Origin of the sequence: Rhodophyticola porphyridii, assembly GCF_003688285.1 — a bacterium.
Classification (GTDB): Bacteria; Pseudomonadota; Alphaproteobacteria; order Rhodobacterales; family Rhodobacteraceae; genus Rhodophyticola; species Rhodophyticola porphyridii.
In genome coordinates this window covers 59574-81390 of record NZ_RCNT01000008.1, presented here as the reverse complement: position 1 = coordinate 81390, position 21817 = coordinate 59574, and the positions used below count along the sequence as shown (strand labels likewise).

Below are 21817 nucleotides of genomic sequence, written 5' to 3'. Positions count from 1 at the left end.
CCCCGTCCCTCGGGCAAGCATCGCCCGATGGCTCCCCCAGGTCCAGAAGGTTCCTGCAAAAACGCTTTAAATATCTGTTTTCACGGGATTGGGCGCACCGTTTTCAGATGCGTAAGCCTTGGCAATGCGCCCGCGCTGGTCCTGCGTCCCGGGTCAGACCGTCCCGCCGAGTGAGCCTTCCAGCGCGACCAGTTCCTGCCCACCGGCCATCATGTCCTGCAATTCTTCGGGCGTGATCTGCCCGCGTTGCGCGGTGCCGAGCGTGGTGCCCCGATTCAACACCGTGAACCTGTCGCCCACAGCCATCGCATGGCGGACATTATGGGTGATGAACACAACCGCGATGCCCTTCTTGCGAACCTTGTCGACGGTGGCCAGCACATTGGCGGTCTGCCGGACGCCAAGCGCGCTTGTCGGTTCGTCAAGGATCAGCACCTTGGCCCCGAAATGGACCGCCCGGGCAATCGCGACCGTCTGACGTTCGCCGCCGGACAGCGTGCCGACCGCCTGATCCGGCCCGCGCAGGTTGATGCCCATCTTCTTCATTTCCTCCATGGTCACGCGGTTCGCGTGATCGTGGTCGAACAGCCTGATCGGCCCGATCCTGCGCAGCGGCTCGTTTCCCATGAAGAAATTGCGGCTGACGCTCATCAGCGGAATCATCGCGAGATCCTGATAGACCGTTGCAATCCCCGCCGCGATCGCGTCGCGCGGATCGTCGAACTGCATCGGTTTGCCTTCGAAGAAGATCTCACCTCTTGTGGGTTTGTGAACACCCGACATGGTCTTGATGAAGGTCGATTTCCCCGCGCCGTTATCGCCCAACAGGCAATGGCATTCGCCGGGATAGACCTCCACCGTGACGCCGTTCAGCGCAATGACCGAGCCGAAATGCTTCTCGATATTCTTCATCTCGACGATGGGTGCACGTCCGGTAGCCATCTCAACGCTCCCCCGTGATGATGCGGCGAATATAGGTGTTCAGGATGACCGCAAAGAGCAGGATGACGCCAAGGAAGACCCGGAACAGGCTCGATTCGACGCCGGCAAAGAACAGTCCCTGCTGCACCACGCCGAAGATCAGCGCGCCCAGAGCGGCCCCCACGACAGAACCGTAGCCGCCGGTCAGAAGCGCGCCGCCGATCACCACCGCGATGATCGCCTCGAATTCTTTCAGAACGCCGCGATCAGCCCCGGCGGAGCCGAACTCCATCACCTGACAGGTGGCGAAGACGGTTGCGCAAAAGGCTGTGAACATGAACATCAGGATCTTCACGCGGTTCACTGGCACCCCCACATAGCGCGCCGCCTGGGCATCGCCGCCCGCGGCAAAGATCCAGTTGCCAAACCGGGTGCGGGTCAGCACGATATGCCCGAAAATCACCAGCGCGATGGCCCAAACGATCAGCATCGGAATGCCATCGATCACCGGTTCGCCCGCCCGGTTGCCCCGTTCGAACACGTCGATCAGGCCGAGATCGGCAAGCCAAACGAAAATCGGCTGTCCGATCTCGCCCCCGAAAATCGGCGCAAGCCAATCTCCTTCGGCGGCGTCGTCGATTCCGCCGATGATGGTGCGCCGTTCGATGGTCTGCGGAAAGAAGATGGTGAACCCGCGGAGGATGAACAGCGCCGCGAGCGTCACGATAAAACTGGGCAGGCCGGTCTTGATCACGATGTAGCCGTTCAGTGCCCCGATCGAGATGCAGAGCGCAAAGGTTGTCAGGATCGCCATCCAGACGGGCCAGCCCAGCGTGACCGAGAAAATCGCGATGGACATGCCCGCGAAGCCGATCATCGAGCCGACGGACAGGTCGAACTCCCCTGCGATCATCAACATGCAGGCACCGACCGCGATGATCATGAACTGCGCCGAAACCGTGGACCAGTTCATGATGCCCTGCGCATTGAACATTCCGCTATCGGCGGCAAAAAGCAGAAAGAAGGTGAATACCGCCACCGTGCCGACGATCCCGCCCAATTCGGGCCGGATCAGGGCCTTTCGGAACCCCGACATTTCCTTGACGCGTTCGTCTCCTGTTGCCGTGTCGGACATCTCTTCCTCCCCCTTCACGTGTCAGGAATGGCGCGACAACCCTCCCGTCGCCGCGCCATCGTATCCTTGGCCGCTCAGCGGAACTCGCCGGCGAACTCTTCAACCAGTTCCAGACCGTCTGCGGTTATGAAGCCGGGCCCGGAGTTGATGTTGTTGCCCGGCAGCACGCCATAACGATGGTAGTTGGTCAGCACGACAACAGGCAGATAGGCCTGCAGGAAGGGCTGCTGGTCGATACCCCATTCGATGACGCCATCGCGGATCGCCTGAACGATATTGTCGCCCAGATCGAAGGTGCCGAAATAGATGTCGCCGGCCATGCCGTTGCTTTCCAGCGCCAGAATGGTCGGGTCTGCCGAGGTCGGCCCGAGCGTCAGGATCGCGTCGGTATCGGGATTGGCGTTCAGATAGGCCAGAACCCGGTTCTGGATTTCCGACGGGTCGGTGCCACTGTCGATCATCGAGTCGCCCAGATCTACGCCCAGACCGTCAGCAAAGCCCTGGCAACGCTCCGCGACGACCGGGTTGGAGATGACGTGGTTCACGCACAGGAAGGAGGTTACCCCGTCCCGCGCGGCCCGCTGGCCTGCGGCCAGTCCCGCATCGTATTCGGGCTGTCCCACATACATCAGCGCCCCCACCTCGGCGGCTTGTTCCGGGGTGCCGGAGTTCATGATGATCACATCCACTCCGCTGTCCACGGCGGCCCGGATCGGGCCGGAGAGCACATCGAAATCCGCCAGAGTGGTGATGATGCCGTCTGGGCCCGACGCGGTGGCCTGTTCGATGATGCGCGCCATATCGGCGATGTCGCCGGTGGGCGGGTTGCGGTACTCCACCTCGACGCCCATCTGCTCGCCCGCCAGCGCCAGCGCATTGCGGATCGTGTTCCACCAGCTGTCGCTGTCGGGCGCATGGCTGACCAGAACATAGCGCTCTCCTTCGGCGGCGGCCTGACCGGCTGCCAGAAGCGGCGCTGCGGCGACAAGTGCAGTCATCGCGGCCGTTTTCAGAAATGATGTCATTGGTTCCTCCCTAGAGTTTCCCCGCCGGCGGACACGGGCATTCGCGGTCTTCTCCGCCTTGGCGAAATCGTAACCACGAATCGCGCCAGTTTGCAACCGGTTGCAAAAATGGGTAGAGCAAGGCATGGTGATTTCGGTCTTTTTGTATGAAAAAAGGGATGGGAAGCTTTGCAATCGGATCACGGGGACGCATGGCCGTAACTCTGAAAGATGTCGCCGAACGTGCCGGCGTGTCGCGCTCGGCGGTGTCGCGCACGTTCACCGAAGGCGCTTCCGTCTCAGACAAGACCCGCCGCAAGGTGGAAAAGGCCGCCGATGAACTGGGCTACAGCCCCAATGCGCTGGCCTCCAGCCTGACAACGGGCCGGACCAAGCTGATCGGCCTTGTGTCGAACAACTTCCACAACCCGATCTTTCTGGAGGTGTTCGATCTCTTCACCCGCGGCCTTCAGGACCGTGGTCTGCGCCCGCTTCTGGTCAATCTCAGTCACGAAGTCGAGCCGGCCAATTCGGTGCGGATGCTGCGCCAGTATTCCGTCGACGGGGTGATCGTCGCCTCCTCCACGCTGCCGCCCAGCTTCGCCAAGGCGTTCCGCGATGCAGGCGTTCCGGTGGTCCATTCCTTCGGTCGTCGCGCGTCCATGCCCGAAGTGCATGTGGTCGGCATCGATAATCAGGAATGTGGCCGGATGGCCGCGCAGACCCTGATCGATCGCGGCTACACCCGCGTTTCATTTCTGGGCGGGCCGGAACGGGCCACCTCGACGCAGGATCGCCTGATCGGCTTCATGGATGTGATGCAGGGCCACCCAGGCATGACGGTCAGCCACAGTTTCGCATCCGATTATTCGTTCGATGCAGGCCGTGCGGAAATGATCAGGTTGCTGACCTCCGACCCGGGAGAGGCCTATTTCTGCGGTGACGACGTGCTGTCCATTGGCGCGTTGAGCGCGGTGAAGGATGCCGGGCTTTCAGTGCCCGGCGATATCGGGATCATCGGCTTGAACGACATGGAAATGGCCGGTTGGGAAAACATCAACCTCACCACCATCCGTCAGCCCATTGGCGAGATCATCAATTCCTCCATCGAACTGGTTGTGGCCACCGTCGACAAACCCGACCGCACGCCGGAGGCGCGGCTGTTCCCCTGCCGGATCGTTGAACGTGGAACGCTGCGCCCGCCAGTTCGCAAGGTCTCGCCATGAGCTTTCCGCCCTGACCGCGCCGGAGGGCAGCGGCCCTCGCTCGGCATGCGCGACCGGACGATCCGGCCGGGACTTCTGCCACGCGGGTCTCGCCAAATGCGCGCGGGTGGATATGAGCCCGTCAGCGAAACATGGGTGGCCGCGCATCCACCCATTTTCCTTCGGCCTTGCCACTTTCGGCCACCGCAAATACAGCCGCCATGGATCGCAAACCGTCCTCCGCGCGAGGGTAGAGATTGGCCGCCGGATCCATTGTCCGGCCTTCTTTCCGTGCCTGGATCGCTTCGGCCAAATCCTTGTAGATATTTGCAAAAGCGAGTGGCATACCTTCCGAATGGCCGATGGTCACCCGGCTGGCGCGATCTGCCTCCGGGCTGAGACCTGCTTCGCCGCGCTCGATCACCTGCAGGCGCTGTCCCAAAGGCATGTAGTACAACTGGTTCGGCTGCTCCTGCGCCCATCTGAGCCCGCCCGTCTCGCCGAAAACCTGCAATGTCAGACCGTGCTGCCGCCCGATCGCCACGGAACTGGTCCAGAGCCGGCCTGCCGCGCCACCGCTCATACGGAAATTGACCATGGCGTCATCTTCCAGAACTCTGCTGCCGATCGCGGAAATCGTATCGGCGCTCAGGCGTTCAACCTCCTGTCCGGTCACGAAAGATGCCATATGCATCGCGTGAATCCCACAATCTGCAAACTGGGCCGAGACACCCGCCTGTGCCGGATCGTAGCGCCACCGCACCCGCGGATTATCGGCATCCGCGGCATCCGCATGGTGCCCGTGCGCAAACTCCGCCACCACCACGCGGATTTTTCCGATATCGCCGCGGGCGACCATGGCTTTCATGTGCCGGACCAGCGAATACCCGGAATAGCCGTAGTTGACGGCACAGATCTTTCCCGTTTCTTTCGAAATGTTTACAATCTCTTCACCTTCCGCCACGGTCATCGTCATCGGTTTTTCGCAAAGCACGTGAAACCCGCCTTCGAGAAACGCTTTGGTGATCTCGAAATGCGTGGCATTCGGTGTTGCGACGGTGACCAGATCGACCCTGTCGTCGCGCGTGCGCTCACCATCCAGCATTTCGCGCCAGTCGCCATAAGACCGATCCACATCCAGTCCCAGGGCCCGGCCATATGCGCGCCCGGCATCGGGCCGGTGATCCAAAGCGCCGGCCATGAACGAGAACTCGCCATCCAGCCCCGCGCCAAGACGATGTGCCGGGCCGATTTGACTGCCTTCGCCGCCGCCGATCATACCCCAGGTCAGTTTTGTCATCGCGCACCTCTTCAGTTGAAGCCGATGGATGTAAGATACGCGCGATTGGCCCGCGCATCGCCAACGGGATCTGGGTCCAGCGTCGGATCGCAATCCTGCTCGACGGTGCACCAGCCCTCGAACCCTGCATCCAGCAGCACCTGCCTGACGGCGCGGAAATCCACATCGCCCAGACCCAGATTGCAGAAGATGCCCTGTCCGCAGGCCTCGTAGAAACCGGTGCGCCTTGCAATCACATCGGATTTGACGGCCGGATCTATGTCTTTGAAATGCATGTAGGAAATTCGCCCCATATGCCGTTTCATGAACGATATGGGGTCGAAACCGGCATAGGAGTGGTGGCCGGTATCGAAACAGATTTTCAGGATATCTTCATCTACCTCTTCCAGTAGCCGTTCCAGCTCCGGCTCGAAATCCATGAACCCAGCGGCATGGGCGTGGATGCCCACGGTGAGCCCGTACTCCTCGGCCCCCATCCGGGCAACCGTCGCAACCCGGTCCCGGAAGCCCGCCCATTCATCAGGCCCGAGCTGTTCGGCCTCGTCCGGCCGGCCGGCCGTGGGCGCGCGGCGGCGTGAGATCGAGTCGATCAGGACCAGATGCTGCGCGCCGTGGGCGACAAGCGCCTTGCAGGTGCGCACGGCTCCGTCCAGCACATTGTCCCACTGATCCGGGTCATGAAACGGGCGGAACACCACGCCGCCGATCAACTGCAGATCATGTGTGGCCAAAGCTTCGGCCACGATCACCGGGTCTTCGGGCATGAAGCCAACGGGCCCTAGCTCGATTCCTGTGTAGCCGGCGTCGGCGCAGTCCTTCAGCACCGACATCCAGGGCGGATTGCGGGGGTCATCTGCAAATTCCACGCCCCAGGAACAGGGGGCATTGCCGATACGGATGGTCATCTCAGTTACCCTTTCAGACGGAGGAAACCGACCGCCATCGTCTCTCGGCGGACGATGCGATGGCGGCGGCGACAATCTGGTTCACATGCATCCCGTCCCGGAAGCAGGGCCAGACCGGCTGGCCGGTCTCGATTGCGGTCAGGAAATCCCTGGCCTCGATGATGATCTGATCCTGATAGCCCGTCCCGTGACCGGGCCCCTGGCAAAAGGGCAGATAATCCGGATGGGCGGGACCGGTGAGGATCCTCGTGAACCCCCGTGTCGCCTCGGGCCCCGCCGCGCGATAGAGCCAGAGCGCGTTCTGATCTTCCTGATCAAAACGGATCGCACCTTTTGTGCCCATGATTTCATAGGCATAGCCCATTTTTCGGCCCGTTGCGATGCGGCTGAAATACATGTGTCCCATCACGCCGTTTTCGAACCGGCACATGATCTGCGCGTGGTCATCATTGGTGACCTCCTGGGCACCACCTGTCCCGGGGCGGGTCTTGTGAACGGTCTCGACCGCGCCCATGACCTCGTCGATCGGCCCGACCAGAGCCAGCGCCGCATTGATCATATGGGGGGCCAGATCGCCCATGGTTCCATTGCTCATCCCTTGCGTGCGCCATGTCGCAGGCGCATCGGGATCGGCATAGAAATCCTCCGTATGTTCCCCGCGAAACCAGGTCAGATCACCGATTTCTCCGCCGGCGATCAACTTGCGGGCGAACTGGCTGGCGGGCGTACGGATATAGTTGAAGGCGACCATGTTGGCGGCGCCGCTGGTTTCTGCGGCTTCCACCATTCTGTGGCTGTCCTCCAAAGATGCGCCAAGCGGCTTTTCGCACAGAACGGGCTTGCCAAGCGCAAAGGCAGCGAGGGCGATTTCGCAATGCAACTCCTGCGGCGCGGCAATGATAATCGCCTCTACCGCGGGGTCTGCGACCAGGGCGCGCCAGTCTCCCGTGCCGCGCGCAAAACCGTAGGCACGGCGATACTGATCGGCCCGATCCGCCGTTGTTGCACAGACCATTTCCAGCCGCGGGCGCAGGAGGGTATCGAACACTGCGCCGACCGAAGACATGGCGACGGCATGGGCCTTGCCCATGTATCCGCCGCCGATGATACCGATGCCGATTTCGGTCATTGCACGCCCTCTCCGAGAATCCTGTTGCAACCGGTTGCAAAACAACTATCGTTGCCCCGAGGGACAGGCAAGTCTGAATCGGCGCCATCCCGGCAAAAGACAAAATTCACTTGGGGGCGCGGAATGCCACAAACGCATCGCCTGACAGTCGCACAGGCTATCATCCGCTATCTGCAGAACCAGTTTATCGAGATTGATGGTGTCGAAACGCGCGTCTGTGGCGGCGGGTTCGGTATCTTCGGCCATGGCAATGTGCCCTGTCTGGGTGAGGCGCTTTACAATGTGCAGGAGGAGCTGCCGCTTTATCGTGGCCAGAACGAGCAGAGCATGGGCTTCGCGGCGGCGGGATATGCCAAGTACCATTTGCGGCGGCGGTTCATGTTCTGCACCGCGAGCGCCGGGCCGGGCACGGCCAATTTGCTGACGGCGGCGGCGCTGGCTCATGCGAACCGGCTGCCTTTGCTGATGCTCTGCGGCGATACGTTCATCACACGTCTGCCTGACCCGGTGTTGCAGCAACTGGAGCATTTCGGAAACCCGACCCTTGGTGTGAACGATGCGTTCAAAGCGGTCGTTCGCTACTGGGATCGGATCACCCACCCGGCCCAGATCATCCAGTCGCTGCCTGCCGCACTGGCGACGATGCTCGACCCGGCCGATTGCGGGCCGGCGTTTCTGGGTCTGCCGCAGGACGTGCAAGGCTGGGCCTATGACTATCCGGTCGAGTTCTTTCAGAAGAAATGCCACCGCATCCGCCGCGTGAGCCCTGATGCCGGTGAAGTCGCGGATGCCGCTGCCGCACTGGGCTCGGCCAAGCGCCCCATGATCATTGCCGGTGGGGGCGTTCAGTATTCCGGCGCCGTAGCCGAGTTGAAAGCCTTTGCCGAGGCGCACCGGATCCCGGTCGTGGAGTCCATTGCGGGCCGGGCAAACATGCTGGCCTCCCACGAGCTGAACATCGGCCCCATTGGCGTGACTGGATCGGACAGTGCCAACACCATCGCGGAACAGGCGGATGTGATCCTGTCGGTCGGCTGCAGGATGCAGGATTTCACCACCGGCTCCTGGACGGCCTTTGCCCGGGACGCCACGCTTATCTCGCTCAACGCCGCGCGCCACGATGCGGGCAAGCATATGTCCCTGCCAGTCGTCGGGGACGCCAAGCTGGGATTGCTGGCCCTGGGCCAAGCGCTGGGGGACTACACCGCCCCGGTTGCCTGGACAGATATGGCACGGGACGAGCGGGTCAAATGGGATGCCTATGTGGCCGGAAATGTCGCTTCCGGGAACCGGCCCAATTCCTACGCGCAGGCGATCGGTGTGGTGAATGATCTTTGCGATACGCGTGACCGCGTGGTGGCGGCGGCAGGCGGACTGCCGGCAGAGGTGACGGCCAACTGGCGCACGCTCGATATCGGCACGGTCGATGTGGAATTCGGCTTTTCCTGCATGGGCTACGAGATTGCGGGCGGCTGGGGCGCCCGCATTGCACAGGCCGAAAAGGAGCCCGACCGGGACACCATCGTCTTCACCGGGGACGGCTCCTACCTGCTGATGAATTCGGACATTTATTCTTCGGTTCTGACCGACAGGAAGCTCATCATTCTGGTGCTCGACAATGGCGGGTTTGCCGTCATCAACAAATTGCAGAACAACACCGGCAACGAGAGTTTCAACAATCTGATCGCCGACTGCCCGACCGTGCCTGCACCCTTCGCGGTGGATTTCGAAGCCCATGCCGCATCGATGGGCGCCACTGCCGAGACGGTCGCGAACCCGGGCGAACTGGCCGAGGCGTTCAAGCGCGCCAAGGCGGGCGACAAGACCCATGTCATCGTCATGAAGGTGGATGCCTATGACGGCTGGACGGCGCAGGGCCATGCCTGGTGGGAAGTCGGAACGCCCGAAGTCTCCGAGAGCGCCAAGGTGCGCGCGGCCCATGAAGCCTGGGAAGCCACCCGGTCCAAGCAACGTAAGGGCGTCTGATGGACCTTTCCGGCAACAGGTTTGTCATCATCGGGCGTGCGGGGATGGATTTCTATCCCGACCCCCCCGGTACGCGGACCGAAGAGGCGGACCGTTTTGTCGCCTGCCTTGGCGGCTCCTCGGCCAATATCGCCGTGGCGATCACAAGGCAGGGGGGCAGCGCGGCCCTGGTCACGCGCGTTTCGGATGATGCGATTGGACGTTTCGCGATCAAAGAGCTGGAAAGATACGGGATCGACCACTCCCATGTCGCCGCCACGGGGGGTGAGGCGCGGACCTCTCTGGCGGTGGTGGAAACCCGGATCGAGGATCACCAGTCGGTGATCTACCGCAACGGCGCCGCCGATTTCGAGATGACCAGAGAAGACGTCGACGCGGTTGATTACACGCGATATTCCGCCCTCATCGCCACTGGCACCGTCCTTGCCGCCGAACCGTCCCGCAGCGCCGCGTTTCATGCCTTCGACCGGGCAAGGGCCGCTGGTCTGCCGTTGATTTTCGACATCGACTATCGCCCCTATTCCTGGCCCTCGGCCGAGGTCGCGGCGGATGTCTATTCCCGTGCCGGTGCGCTTTGCGACGTCATCATCGGCAATGATGTGGAGTTCGGCTTCATGGCCGGCGAATATGACAAGGGTCTGGAAAAGGCCCGGTCTCTGGTGGCCCGTGGGGCGCAGATCGCCGTTTACAAGATGGGTGAAAAAGGTGCTGTCACCTTCACGCCTACCCGCGAAATCCGTACCGGCATCTATCCGACGAAGGCACTCAAACCCACCGGCGCGGGCGACAGTTTCATGGGCGGGTTCGTCGCGGCGCTGGCCGCGGGCCGAGACGTGGAGGAGGCAGTGTTGCGCGGCTCGGCTTCGGCCGCGATCGTGGTAGCCCGCGTCGGCTGCGCGCCCGCCATGCCCACCACCGAAGAGCTTGACGCGTTTCTCGCCTCGCATGCCGGGCCAAACGCCGCTTGAAAGGATTGAAAAAAATGCATATCCCGCCCTACGATAACCACAACGAGCCAATTGTGGACGCCGGCCACGATCTGGTGCCGCTGAACTACTTCAACATAGTGAAGCTGAAAGCTGGGGAGCATTTCGACTATGCGGTTCCCGGCTACGAGACCTGCGTGGTTCCGGCCACGGGCACTGTGACGGTCGAGGTGGCGGGCGAAACCTATCGCGATATCGGCAACCGTACCGTGGATGTCTGGGATGGCGAGCCCGAAGGCGTCTATGTGCCGACGGGCGCAGGCACGCGGATCACCTGTCAGAGCGACGCGGCGGAGGTGTTCATCGCGGGGGCGAAATACGACGAGGTCCTGAAACCTTTCGCGGTGCGGGAGGCGGAACTGGATCTGGTCCAATACGGCTCTGACGAGACGAAAACGCACCGTAAGATCAAGCATATCCTGGGTGCCGGGTATCACGACCGTGTGGGCCGGCTGCTGGTTTCTGAACTCTACACAGTGGGTCAGGGCGGCTGGTCCGGCTTCCCGAGCCACAAGCATGACACGGACCGTCTGCCGGACGAGACGCGGCATGACGAAACCTACAACTTCCGGTTTCGTCCGAATTACGGCTCCGGCATGCAGATGCTACAGCGGGAGGATAACGAACCCGGCGATGCCTATCACATCGTCGATGGCTCCACGATCCTGATCGACAAGGGATACCACCCCTGCGCCGTGCTGCCGGGCTACGAGATGTATTACTTCACCATCCTCGGCGGCCTTAGTCAGCGCAGTCTGAAGCAGTACTTCCAGCCGACCCATGCGGCGCAGCTTCATACGATCCCCGGCATCATGGATATGGTGGCCAAGTTCAAATGACGCTAGCGACCCTGTCCGAGGTCCTTCAGCCCGCGCTTCGGGGCGGGTATGCCGTGGCCGGTCTGGTCTGTCTCGGATGGGAGGATGCGCGGGCCTATGCGCTTGCCGCGGAGGCCGAACGCGCACCGGTCATCCTCCAGGCGGGCCCCAGTTGCCGGGCGCACACGCCGCTGCCGGTTCTGGGCGCGATGTTCCGCCATCTGGCAGACAGCGTTTCGGTGCCGGTTGTGGTGCATCTGGATCATGGATACACCGTCGACGACTGCCATGACGCCATTCGGGCGGGTTTCTCTTCCGTGATGTTCGACGGCTCGCGCAAGCCGCTGGCCGAAAACATCGCCGAAACAGCCGCGATCGTGGACCTGGCCCATAACGCGGGCGTGTCCTGCGAGGGGGAGATCGGCTTCGTGGGCTATTCCGGCGGCGAGGCGTCGGCCGGTACGGACCCGGGGGAGGCGGCTCGATTTGCCCGGGAAACGGGCGTCGACGCAATGGCGATCTCGGTCGGAAACGTGCATCTGCAACAGGATCACGAGGGCGGGCTGGACGAGCCGCGCATCCGCGCGATCGAGGCGGTAACCCATGTGCCTCTGGTGATCCATGGCGGCTCCGGCGTGCCACTGGCCCAGCGGACGGCGCTGGCGACGGGTTCCGCCATCTGCAAGTTCAATATCGGGACCGAACTGCGCATGGCGTTCGGGGCGGCGCTGCGCGCGGCTGTCAACACGGACCCCGCGCGGTTCGACCGGGTTCAGATCCTGAAAGAAACCCATGATCCGGTGATGGAGGCCGCCCGCGCGGCCATCCGCGCCGTGGGCGCGAGCGGAAAGGCGTGACGTGATGCTCAATATAGGAATTCTGGGTTGCGGCCGTATCGGGCAGGTGCATGCCCGATCCATCGGTCAGGTGGAGCGGGCAAGGCTTGTGGCCGTGGCCGATGCGGTGCCCGCCGCGGCCGAGGCGCTGGCCGACAGGGCCGGTGTACGACCACGGAGTGCAGAGGAGATCCTGACCGCGGCCGATATAGATGCCGTTGTCATCGGGACCCCGACCGATACCCATTTCGACCTGATCCGGACGGCCGCCGCCAATGGCAAGGCGATCTTCTGCGAAAAGCCTGTCGACATGGATGTCGCCAATATCCGCACCTGTGTCGGCGCGGTGGAGGCGGCGGGCGTCCCGTTCATGACCGGCTTCAATCGCCGTTTCGATCCGAATTTCTCCAAGCTGCACAGCCGTTTGCAGGCGGGCGAGATCGGAGATGTCGAACTGGTCACGATCCTTTCCCGCGACCCGTCGCCCCCGCCCATATCCTACATATTGGGCTCCGGCGGCCTGTTCCGCGATATGATGATCCACGATTTCGATATGGCGCGGTTCCTGCTGGGTGAAGACCCGGTCAGCGTGCAGGCTGTCGGGTCCGCCCTGGTCGATGCAGAGATCGGTCGCGCGGGCGATGTGGATACGGCGTCGGCGATCCTGACGACGGCATCGGGCCGGATCTGTCAGATCTCCAACTCGCGTCGCGCGGCCTACGGATATGACCAGCGGGTCGAGATACACGGATCCAAGGGATTGTTGCGTGCCGAAAACCAGTTGGAAGATACGGTGGAGATTGCGACCGAGGCCGGTTTCCGGCGCGCGCCGGCGCAGCATTTCTTTCTGGAACGCTACGCCCTTGCCTATGTCGCGGAGATGACCGAGTTCGTCTCTGCCGTGCTTGACGGGCGTGCGCCGGAACCCGGCATCAAGGACGGGTTGCAGGCACAGATCCTGGCCGACGCGGCCAGCCATGCACAGCAGAAAGGCGTGATCGTCAATCTGCCGGGGAGCTAGGTTCTTCAGATGTCGAAGAAGACGGTTTCGTTCGGGCCCTGCAAATGGATGTCGAACCGGTAGCCGCCTGATCCGTCCGGTTCTGCCAGAAGGGTCTGAGTCCGGGACTGATGCTCGATCCGCGTCAGGATCGGGTCTTCGGCATTCGCCTCGGGCTCGTCGGCAAAATAGGCCCGGGTGTGCAACCCGATATTGATGCCGCGCGCGACGATCCAGAAAGTGACGTGGGGCGCCTGCATCCGCCCGTCGGGGAACGGTACGCGCCCGGGCTTGACCGTCTCGAAGCGGAAGGCCCCGGTCTGCATATCACCGGCAGAGCGCCCCCAGCCGGTGAAATTGGGGTCCGCCGGTCCGCGCGGGTCCTGCGCGGATGGATAAATCCCTGCCGCATCCGCCTGCCATATCTCGACCATCGCATCTTTCAGCGCTGCGCCCATCCCGTCGTAAACCGTGCCGGTCAGGATGATCTCCTGCCCCTTGACCGGCCCCGTCTTCATCGACGCGCCAAGATCGGTGTCGTAGATCCCGTGAATGCCCGTGACATTCGGGGTGCAGCCGATATGAACGTAGGGCCCCGCCGTTTGAGACGGTGTTTCCTTCAATATATCAATAGGTTGAACCATATCACAATCCTTCCGGCCGGTTTTCGAACGTGGTCTGGCGACGGCCGCGCAGCGTGATGTCGAACTTGTAGGCGCGGGCATCCATCGGCACCGTGCGCGCCATGTCCAGTGGGGCGACCAGCGCGCCGACGGCGGCGGGGTCGCTGATGCTGCCGATGATCGGGCAATGCGCAATCAGCGGATCGCCCTCGAAGTACATCTGCGTGATCAGCCGCTGCGCAAATCCGGCCCCGAAAAGCGAGAAATGGATATGCGCGGGGCGCCAGTCATTCATCCCGTTGGGCCAGGGATAGGGGCCGGGCATCACCGTCCGGAATTCGTAGCGCCCGTCCGTATCGGTGATCACCCGGCCGCAGCCACCGAAATTCGGGTCCAGCGCCGCAAGATAGCTTTCCTTCTTGTGGCGATAGCGGCCACCCGCATTTGCCTGCCAGACCTCCAGCAGGGCGCCGGCCACACCGCGCCCGGCCTCGTCGCGCACCCGTCCATGAACGATGATGCGCGGCCCGATCGCGGCCTCTCCGGGCGCTGCGAAGTTCAGGATGAGATCATTGTCGAGCGGCCCCAGCATGGTGTGGCCGAAAACCGGGCCTGTTTCCTCGCTCAAGGTGCTGGGAAAGGAGAGAAGTGCCGCCTGAGGCGCGCGTTTCACACTTGTTTTGTAGGGCGGATGAAAGGGAGCCGGGTGCCAGCCGCGGTCCCGGGGTATGTAGCCGCCCGCACGGGCCTTGTCTGCGTTTGACATGATGTTCCTTGCGCCTCGTCTAGTAGGGCAGGCCGACATAATTCTCGGCCATGGCCTTTTGCGCGGCATCGCTGCTGCGCAGGAATTCAAGTTCGGCAATCTGCATTTTGTGATCGAACATCGATTGATCCGGATAGCGATGCATGAGCGAAGAGAACCACCAGCTGAACCGCTCGGCCTTCCAAACCCGTGCCAGCGCCTTGGCGGAATAGCTGTCCAGCCCCTCCATGTCGCCGTCTTCATAAAATCTGCGAAGACCGGTGTAGAGATACTGCACGTCGGACGCGGCGGTGTTGAGCCCCTTGGCCCCCGTGGGCGGTACGATATGGGCCGCATCGCCGCAGAGGAACAGCCGCCCCCATCGCATCGGCTCGCAGACGAAGGACCGCAGGGGCGCGATGGATTTCTCGATCGAGGGGCCCATGACAATCGCCTCGGCTTGCTCGCGCGGGATACGGCGCTTCAACTCGTCCCAGAAGGCATGGTCGGTCCAGTCCTCCGGACGGTCCGACAAGGAACACTGGATATAGTAACGGCTTAGATTCGCGTTGCGCATGGAGCACAGCGCAAAGCCCCTCTCGGAGTTGGAGTAGATCAGTTCATCGTTTACAGGAGGCGTTTCGGACAGGATGCCAAGCCAGCCGAAAGGATAGACTTTCTCGTACTCGCGCTTCTGGTCCGTGGGAATCGTCCGCCGGCTGACCCCATGGAAGCCATCACAGCCGGCCACGAAATCGCAATTCAGCTGATGGATCCTATCGCCGACGCGGTAATGCACTTGCGGGCAATCGGTATTGGCGCCCGCAATCTCCACATCCTCGACATTGAAAATCAGCTCTCCGCCGGCCTTCTCGCGCGCCTCGTAGAGATCGCGCGTCAACTCGGTCTGGCCGTAGAGCATGACGCCCGATCCGGTATGGGCCTTGAAATCCACATGGAACATCTCGTCCCCATAGGCCACAAGCGTGCCGTCATGGACAAATCCCTCTCGGTGCATCCGACCGGCGACATTGGCCTCTTCCATCAGTCGGACAAGCCCCTGTTCAAGCACGCCGGCGCGGATGCGGCCCAGAACGTAGTCCTTCGTCTTGCGTTCCAGAACGACCGAACTGATGCCGCGGAGATGTAACAACTGAGACAGCAGCAGGCCAGAAGGTCCGCCGCCGATGATGGCAACCTGTGTTCGCATGAAAGTCCCTCTCTCCCCCTTGGTGCGAATATTGGCGTGTCGCCGGTGCTTTGTAAAACGCTTCTCTGTCGGGGATACCCTGTTCGGTGCGCCACCCGTTGCGTCCCCTGCACCGCGGGTGCATGAGTATGCAGGGAGCAAGGAGACGGCAAGATGACCAGAGCGGTTCGGGTTGCGATCAACGGGTTCGGGCGTATCGGACGCTCGGTTCTGCGTGCAGCGCTGACGCGGACGGACTGGCCTGGGGTGGAGATCGTTGCGATCAACGATATCGCACCGCCCGAAACCTGCGCCTATCTGTTTCAGTATGACAGCGTCTTCGGCCCCTATCCGGGCACGGTCGAAACGGCGCCGCGGGCACTGGTGATAGACGGGCGCCGCATTCCTCTTTCGCATGTGTCCGATCTGGGCGCGGTGCCGCTGGCGGATGTGGATGTCCTGATGGAATGCACGGGTCGCGCCAAGGATCGCGCTGTGGCGGAGGCCGGGCTTGCGGCGGGTGCTGCCCGTGTGTTGATCTCCGGCCCGTCGCCGCAGGCGGATCTGACCGTGGTTCTGGGGGCGAATGACGATCTGCTGGCGCCCGCCCATCGCATCGTGTCCAACGCATCATGCACCACCAATGCCGTCGCGCCCCTGGTTCAGGTGCTGGACGAGGCCTATGGTCTGGAAACCGCGCTGATGACGACGATCCATTGCTATACCGGCAGTCAGCCCACTGTGGATGCGCCCACCGGCGATTTGGCGCGATCCCGCGCGGCGGCCCTGTCGATGGTGCCGACCTCCACCAGTGCCGAAGCGTTGGTCGATCTGGTCCTGCCCCATCTTGCGGGGCGCATCACGGGCTCGGCGGTGCGGGTTCCCACGGCCAGCGTGTCGGCGATTGATCTGGCGCTCATCACGGAAGACGCTCCTACCGCCGAAGAGGCGAGGGAGATGTTGCGGGGAACCGCGGGCCCGATTCTGGGGTTCACTGAGCAACCTCTCGTGTCGTCCGACCTGCGCGCCCGTCCGGAATCGCTCGTGATTGCCGGGCCGGAGATCAAGCGGTCAAAAGGGGGGATGCTGCGTGTTTTCGGGTGGTACGACAATGAATGGGGCTTCTCCTGCCGGATGCTGGATGTGGCCGTGAGAATGGGAGAGTTGGCATGAGCGGATACCGGACCTGGCTGCGCGAGAAGAATTTCATTTCAGGCCAATGGGTCGGCGCGGATGACGGCGCGACCATCGACGTGACGAACCCTGCCAGCGGCGAGGTCATCGGTACGGTTCCCAAGGCAGGCGAGGCCGAGACACTGCGCGCCATCGACGCCGCGCAATCGGCGTTTCCGGCGTTCTCGGGCATGGCGCTGATGGACAGGCTCGGTCTGCTCTGGAAGCTTCATGATGCGCTGATGGACAATCAGGCCGATCTGGCGGAGTTGCTGACCGTCGAAATGGGCAAACCGCTTGCGGAGGCGTTGGGCGAGATTGCAATCGGTGCCCAATATGTCCGCTGGTTCGCCGAGGAAGCGCGCCGTGCCAAGGGGGAGATCGTGCCCGCAGGCGTGAACGGCCGCCGCATTCTCGTGACGCGGCATCCGGTTGGCGTGGTGGGAATGATCACACCATGGAACTTCCCGTCCTCCATGCTTGCCCGCAAACTGGCGCCTGCGCTGGCTGTTGGCTGCACCGTCGTGGCCAAACCCGCCACAGCCACCCCTTACTCCGGTCTCGCATGGGCGGCGCTGTCCGAAGAGGTCGGCTTTCCGTCCGGCACAGTGAACATACTGACAGGATCCGCCAAGGAAATCGCGGGCGCGATGATGGCCCGCGACGAGGTGCGCAAGATCACCTTCACCGGCTCCACTGCGGTCGGCAAGGAACTGATCCGGGGTAGCGCGGACACGGTCAAGAAGGTCTCCATGGAGCTGGGCGGTAACGCGCCATTTCTGGTGTTCGACGATGCCGATCTGGATGCTGCGGTGGAAGGCGTGATGACGTCCAAGTATCGCAATATGGGGCAGACCTGCGTTTGCGCGAACCGCATCTATGTGCAGTCCGGGATCCATGACGCCTTCGTCGAGAGACTTGTGGAGAGGACCCGCGCGATGAAAGTCGGCGACGGGCGCGAGGACGGCGTCGAGCAGGGTCCGATGATCGACATGGAAGCGGTGGAAAAGGTCGAAAGCCTGCTTGCAGATGCGACATCCAAGGGGGCGGAGGTCGCGATTGGCGGCAATCGTCATGCGCTGGGCGGGCAGTTCTTCGAGCCAACTGTGCTGACCGGGGCCACACAGGACATGGCTTTCGCACAGGAGGAGATTTTCGGACCGCTTGCGCCGGTCTTCCGCTTCGAAACGGAGGAGGAGGCGATTGCCATGGCCAATGACACGGTGTTCGGTCTCGCCTCCTACGCCTATACGACCGATCTCGCGCGCGCCTTCCGTCTGAACGAAGGGCTGCAGTATGGTATGATCGGTATCAATTCCGGCCTGATCACAACGGTCGAGGCGCCGTTCGGCGGGGTCAAGGAATCCGGCATGGGCAAAGAGGGCGGCAGCCAGGGCCTCGATGACTATCTCGATACGAAATACGTCTGTATCGACGGGCTCTGACGGGTTCGCTGAAACGCGCCAACCGGGTGGGCGGCCTCCTTGGGTTTGTGACGGGCTACCGGGTAACCGGCGGGATCACCCGATAAGACCGATTGAATAGCCTATATCGTCACTGGCCATTTTCATGACCTGAATGGCCAGAACTCTGCCCGAGGCGTCCTTCGCGATCCGTCTGAGTACCAGAAGGGCCGTATTGCGGTCGACTTCCAGGGCGACCGCCTCGCTCATTGAGCTGAGCTCGGCGGTAATCCGATCCTCGATCTGCGCGACCTCCAGGCCATGGGCGGATAAAAGGTCCGGCAGGGTCACCGCAGCCTCGCCATCCATATCGTCAAGCAGGCTTTCCGGCAGGCTGATTTCATCCTGCGCGAACCGGCGAGAGCCGCGCTTCAGCATTCGTTCCACCACAAGGGCCCTTGCCTCGCCCAGCATTTCGGCCTCTGCGGCCCCGGCGCGGCGACCGGTGGTGCGGCTTCGAAACACTGCAAGGTCGGGCGGCTCGCCGCCGGGCGTGGCCAAACGGTCGAAACCGGGCCGGGCCGTCCCCTCATCGCCGGTATCGCCGGGTTCTGCAACGATGGTGCCGCGGCCCGGTTTTCGCGCCAGAAAGCCCTGGCCCTCCAGCGTGATGAGCGCACGGCGCATGGTGCCCTGGCTTACGCCGAACTCCTCCGCCAGCTGAAACTCGTTTCCAAGCCGCTGGCCAATGGCCCATTCCCCGGTCTTGATGCGCCGCAGCATTTCCGTTTCGGCCTTGCGGTAAAGCGGTATACGCGCCATCTGAGATCCTTTCGTGATTCTTCTAAAAGAAAATGCTGCACCTGCAGCCTCACGTCAATTGAGATGCTCGATCAGGCGGGCATGTTTGTCGAAAGCCTTGATCGTTGCCCCCAAACTGGGCAGATCTGCCGCTTCCAGCATCGGAATCATCTTGCGAAAGGCTGCCGCCGTGCCGATGGCGTCGCCGATTGCCGTATGCCTGTCGGCCTCGGGGATCACGACACCAAGCCGCTGGCAAAGCGCATCCAGCGTATGATCCGCCGACTGCCCGAACAGGATCGCCGAGCACAGGACCGTATCCAGAATGGGCTGATCGAAGCGCGCCCCGATCTCGGCCTCGCGGCGCTGCAGGAAACTCATGTCGAACGGGGCGTTATGGGCCACAAGAACCGCGCCGTCCGCATAGGCGTGAAACCGTTTCAACGCCTCTCCGACCGATGGCGCGCCCTGGACCATTTCGTTGGTCACACCATGCACCTCGATCGAGCCCTGCGGAATACGCCGCCCCGGGTCGACCAGCATGTCGAACCGCTCGCTATCGACAATCTTGCCATTCACGATCCGCACGGCGGCGATCTGGCAGATCTCGTCCACTTGCGGGTTCAGCCCCGTGGTTTCGGTATCGAACACCACGTAATTCAACTGCCTCAGCGCGGCCTCCGCTATCTCCTTGGGGATATCCGCATGCAAAAGTTCGAAATCATATTGGATCACCCGTGCGGTGCTGCGGGGCCGCGGATCGGCGAGGGGCAGGGTCAGATACAGCGCGCCGGAGGGGTCGGGAAGCAGCCTCGTGGCATGCGTTACCAGCACGTCCCGGCCGGCGAACTGCGCCAGACCGGGGCTGAGCGGCGTGGCCAGCCAGCGCGCCAGCGTTTCGGCATCGGGCGGGGCGCCCGTGGCTGATAACACAAGCCGGCCCGTGCTCTGCGTGTCATCCTCAAAGCCGAGTTTCAATGCGCTGGCGCCCGCCGTCGCCCATTCCAGCGCCAGACGTTCCAGAAGCCGGGTCACCGCGAACCCGTCGCAGCGCAGTTTCAGGGCGGGCAGATCGGTGGAAATGGACACGCCCTTGCGTTTCAGCCGCGATGAAAGCGCCGCGCCCAGATCTGTCGCTGCAAGGGCTTCCATCGGCCACCATGCGGTATCCGTGAGGGGTTTGCGGGCGGCCACTTCGGCCGTGGTGCTGACAAGGTACTCCATCGCACTTGGATCCTTGCTTGCGACGGCCCCTTTCGCCGCGTCAAGAAGCGAGTTCAGCAAATGGGCGCGCTCCGCGTGGATCTTCAGATCGGTCGTCACATCCCGCAAGCTCAGAATGTAGCCCGGCTGTTTGGTCTCCTGCGCGTCGAGCCACATCAGCCGCATGCGTGCCTCAAGCAGCTTTGCGCCTGCCTTGGTGGCGCAAAGAATATCCGCGCCCTCCTGCGCCTCTGCGGCCAGCAGCCGCTCATAGGCCTGATGCACCGGGCCCGGCAGGATCACATCGGCCAGCGGCCGGTTGAGCCCCAGGGCGGGGCTGTTGTCCAGAACGGTGCGGGCCTGCCCGTTGTAAAGCGCCACGCAATGATCCGGCGTGCAGAAGAGAACGCCATCCGGCACCTCGGCCAGAAGTGTTTCCAGCCGAGATTTCTCAAGGCCGAGCCGTGCGGTCTCGCGACCGATCGCCTGTGCCATGGCGTTGCGCGTCTCGGTGAGGTTTGAAGCCACCGCCGCCGCAGCCGGGGCCAGATCGCCCAGATAGCGCGCCGGTGCATGGTCGATATCCAGATCGACATCGGCATGGGCTCGTGCCCGCATGTCCGCGGCCAGTCTCTCCACCGGGCGGGCCACGTTTTCATCGAAGAGAACCCAGACCCAAGCAGTCAGCCCGAAAATCGCCAAGACGCCGATGGCGCCCGCGATCACGAAGCTCGGCAGGGCATGGTCTTCGCCCAGACGGATGTATCCGAGCGTCAGCCCCGCGATCATCAATGCCGAGCCGCCGAGGGCCAGAAGGGCGAAGAACAGAAATATGCGCAAACGCAGACTGAGATGGGTAAACATGGCTGCGGGCCTCCTCCTACCCGCGAGTGTCGGCCCCTCCCGGCCGGTGTTTCAGCTGACGGCCTCCCCGCAAACGGCGGCAAGCAAGGCATCGTCGGGCGTGACCTCACGCCAATCGGCATCGATCGGAGCGCCGTTTTCGTCGAACTCGATCCCGTCGATGACGTCGGCGCGGCGGCTACCGATGCAATCCACGAGCGAGGGGATTTGCGTAGCCGCCTGCCAGCGCGCGAAGACATAGACATTCAGCAAATGTACGCCCGGCACGGCGTCATTGGTGCGAACCGAACTCTGATCGACGGCAACGAACCCGTCGGTATAGGGAACGACAAAGGTCCACGGACGCCACCAGGATTGGTTTTCGCGTGTCGCGACCACCTCCATCCCCGCGGGCAAGGTTTGCAACGTGCCATCATACCAGGCGTACTCGCTGCCGATGGTCGCGGCGATCATGGCGGCACCGGCGGCAATCGGCGTCGCCCATTTCGGAACCCTGTCCTTCAGCACGGTCCTGAGAAGCATCACCATGCCGGCGCCGGCAAGCCCGGCGAAAAGAGTGGCGATAAGGGTGAAGAACATGTGCGGTTTTCC

20 protein-coding genes are annotated in these 21817 nt (G+C 62.7%); 8 read left to right on the top strand and 12 right to left on the bottom strand.

Annotated elements, in window-relative coordinates; translation table 11 throughout:
• Nucleotides 1–153: 153 nt before the first annotated feature.
• From D9R08_RS15265 to D9R08_RS15255, 3 genes are all read right to left on the bottom strand, one after another.
• On the bottom strand, nt 154–942 hold the full coding sequence (locus tag D9R08_RS15265) for an ATP-binding cassette domain-containing protein (RefSeq protein ID WP_121898936.1): 789 nt from the start codon (nt 940–942) through the stop codon (nt 154–156).
• 1 nt (nt 943) lies between these two features.
• Nucleotides 944–2056 (bottom strand): ABC transporter permease, encoded by a 1113-nt coding sequence (locus tag D9R08_RS15260; protein ID WP_121898935.1) that lies wholly within the window; start codon nt 2054–2056, stop codon nt 944–946.
• Nucleotides 2057–2130: 74 nt separating this feature from the next.
• A complete protein-coding gene (locus D9R08_RS15255; protein WP_121898934.1) occupies nt 2131–3081 on the bottom strand; it encodes a sugar ABC transporter substrate-binding protein in 951 nt (316 codons plus the stop codon).
• Nucleotides 3082–3272: 191 nt separating this feature from the next.
• On the opposite strand from D9R08_RS15255, the gene D9R08_RS15250 reads away from it, so the two are divergent.
• Nucleotides 3273–4286 (top strand): LacI family DNA-binding transcriptional regulator, encoded by a 1014-nt coding sequence (locus tag D9R08_RS15250; RefSeq protein ID WP_121898933.1) that lies wholly within the window; start codon nt 3273–3275, stop codon nt 4284–4286.
• 121 nt (nt 4287–4407) lie between these two features.
• Here the strand turns inward: D9R08_RS15250 and D9R08_RS15245 are convergent, their stop codons facing one another.
• From D9R08_RS15245 to D9R08_RS15235, 3 genes are read right to left on the bottom strand one after another with little or no spacing between them, the layout of a single operon-like run.
• Nucleotides 4408–5565 carry a Gfo/Idh/MocA family protein gene (locus D9R08_RS15245; RefSeq protein WP_121898932.1) on the bottom strand — a complete coding sequence of 386 codons (1158 nt, stop codon included), beginning with the start codon at nt 5563–5565 and terminating at the stop codon, nt 4408–4410.
• 11 nt (nt 5566–5576) lie between these two features.
• Nucleotides 5577–6470, bottom strand: a complete 894-nt coding sequence (locus D9R08_RS15240; RefSeq protein ID WP_121898931.1) for a sugar phosphate isomerase/epimerase family protein — start codon at nt 6468–6470, stop codon at nt 5577–5579.
• Between the two features lie 13 nt (nt 6471–6483).
• Entirely contained in the window at nt 6484–7599 is a 1116-nt protein-coding gene (locus D9R08_RS15235) for a Gfo/Idh/MocA family protein (protein WP_121898930.1), read from the bottom strand.
• Between the two features lie 123 nt (nt 7600–7722).
• Here D9R08_RS15235 and iolD point away from each other — a divergent pair, with 123 nt between their 5' ends.
• The 5 genes from iolD to iolG are packed head-to-tail and all read left to right on the top strand — an operon-like array spanning nt 7723 to nt 13246.
• Nucleotides 7723–9585, top strand: a complete 1863-nt coding sequence (iolD, locus tag D9R08_RS15230; RefSeq protein ID WP_121898929.1) for a 3D-(3,5/4)-trihydroxycyclohexane-1,2-dione acylhydrolase (decyclizing) — start codon at nt 7723–7725, stop codon at nt 9583–9585.
• A complete protein-coding gene (iolC, locus tag D9R08_RS15225; protein WP_121898928.1) occupies nt 9585–10553 on the top strand; it encodes a 5-dehydro-2-deoxygluconokinase in 969 nt (322 codons plus the stop codon). The genes iolD and iolC overlap by 1 nt, the downstream gene beginning before the upstream one ends.
• Before the next feature lie 14 nt (nt 10554–10567).
• The gene (locus D9R08_RS15220) at nt 10568–11410 is read left to right on the top strand and encodes a 5-deoxy-glucuronate isomerase (protein WP_121898927.1); all 843 of its coding nucleotides are present in this window, start codon (nt 10568–10570) and stop codon (nt 11408–11410) included.
• A complete protein-coding gene (locus tag D9R08_RS15215) occupies nt 11407–12246 on the top strand; it encodes a class II fructose-bisphosphate aldolase (RefSeq protein ID WP_121898926.1) in 840 nt (279 codons plus the stop codon). The genes D9R08_RS15220 and D9R08_RS15215 overlap by 4 nt, the downstream gene beginning before the upstream one ends.
• A gap of 4 nt (nt 12247–12250) precedes the next feature.
• On the top strand, nt 12251–13246 hold the full coding sequence (gene iolG / locus D9R08_RS15210) for an inositol 2-dehydrogenase (RefSeq protein ID WP_121898925.1): 996 nt from the start codon (nt 12251–12253) through the stop codon (nt 13244–13246).
• A gap of 5 nt (nt 13247–13251) precedes the next feature.
• Here iolG and pcaG read toward each other — a convergent pair whose 3' ends face one another.
• Genes pcaG through pobA form a run of 3 tightly spaced genes read right to left on the bottom strand, consistent with a single transcriptional unit; the run spans nt 13252 to nt 15803 of the window.
• Nucleotides 13252–13869: a protocatechuate 3,4-dioxygenase subunit alpha gene (gene pcaG / locus D9R08_RS15205; RefSeq protein ID WP_121898924.1), complete on the bottom strand. Its 618-nt coding sequence runs from the start codon at nt 13867–13869 to the stop codon at nt 13252–13254.
• A gap of 1 nt (nt 13870) precedes the next feature.
• The gene (gene pcaH, locus D9R08_RS15200) at nt 13871–14614 is read right to left on the bottom strand and encodes a protocatechuate 3,4-dioxygenase subunit beta (protein ID WP_121898923.1); all 744 of its coding nucleotides are present in this window, start codon (nt 14612–14614) and stop codon (nt 13871–13873) included.
• Nucleotides 14615–14633: 19 nt separating this feature from the next.
• Nucleotides 14634–15803 carry a 4-hydroxybenzoate 3-monooxygenase gene (gene pobA / locus D9R08_RS15195; RefSeq protein WP_121898922.1) on the bottom strand — a complete coding sequence of 390 codons (1170 nt, stop codon included), beginning with the start codon at nt 15801–15803 and terminating at the stop codon, nt 14634–14636.
• A 153-nt stretch (nt 15804–15956) separates the two neighbouring features.
• Here pobA and D9R08_RS15190 point away from each other — a divergent pair, with 153 nt between their 5' ends.
• Nucleotides 15957–16955, top strand: a complete 999-nt coding sequence (locus D9R08_RS15190; protein ID WP_121898921.1) for a type I glyceraldehyde-3-phosphate dehydrogenase — start codon at nt 15957–15959, stop codon at nt 16953–16955.
• Entirely contained in the window at nt 16952–18400 is a 1449-nt protein-coding gene (locus tag D9R08_RS15185; protein WP_121898920.1) for an NAD-dependent succinate-semialdehyde dehydrogenase, read from the top strand. Before D9R08_RS15190 ends, D9R08_RS15185 begins: the two co-directional genes overlap by 4 nt.
• A gap of 75 nt (nt 18401–18475) precedes the next feature.
• On the opposite strand, the gene D9R08_RS15180 is transcribed toward D9R08_RS15185, so the two are convergent.
• From D9R08_RS15180 to D9R08_RS15170, 3 genes are read right to left on the bottom strand one after another with little or no spacing between them, the layout of a single operon-like run.
• Nucleotides 18476–19180 (bottom strand): GntR family transcriptional regulator, encoded by a 705-nt coding sequence (locus tag D9R08_RS15180; protein WP_121898919.1) that lies wholly within the window; start codon nt 19178–19180, stop codon nt 18476–18478.
• Nucleotides 19181–19234: 54 nt separating this feature from the next.
• Nucleotides 19235–21226 (bottom strand): 3'-5' exonuclease, encoded by a 1992-nt coding sequence (locus D9R08_RS15175; protein WP_121898918.1) that lies wholly within the window; start codon nt 21224–21226, stop codon nt 19235–19237.
• A gap of 51 nt (nt 21227–21277) precedes the next feature.
• Nucleotides 21278–21805: a hypothetical protein gene (locus tag D9R08_RS15170; protein ID WP_121898917.1), complete on the bottom strand. Its 528-nt coding sequence runs from the start codon at nt 21803–21805 to the stop codon at nt 21278–21280.
• Between the last annotated feature and the right edge of the window lie 12 nt (nt 21806–21817).